General features: G+C 53.7%; 1 tRNA gene. It reads left to right on the forward strand.

Going from position 1 to position 315, the window contains the following annotated elements:
• Positions 1-233: 233 nt before the first annotated feature.
• Positions 234-310 (forward strand) — tRNA-Met (locus CJU81_RS23600).
• Positions 311-315 lie beyond the last annotated feature (5 nt).

Here is a 315-nt window from a genome sequence, read left to right on the forward strand (position 1 = left end):
GATGGAGCAGTCTGGTAGCTCGTCGGGCTCATAACCCGAAGGTCGTCGGTTCAAATCCGGCTCCCGCAACCAAACATTAAAAGGCTACTCGAAAGAGTGGCCTTTTTTGTGCCCGGGTGTTTTTGCCCTCCTCCTGCCAATTGCAGGAAATGGATTAAAACCGGGTATTTCAAGCGCTTACGTGATTTAAGGGTTGACACCTGCACGATCCGCTGTAGAATCCACCACACAGACGCGGGATGGAGCAGTCTGGTAGCTCGTCGGGCTCATAACCCGAAGGTCGTCGGTTCAAATCCGGCTCCCGCAACCAAACTC

The organism is Pseudomonas fragi (assembly GCF_002269505.1).
Lineage (GTDB): Bacteria > Pseudomonadota > Gammaproteobacteria > Pseudomonadales > Pseudomonadaceae > Aquipseudomonas > Aquipseudomonas fragi_D.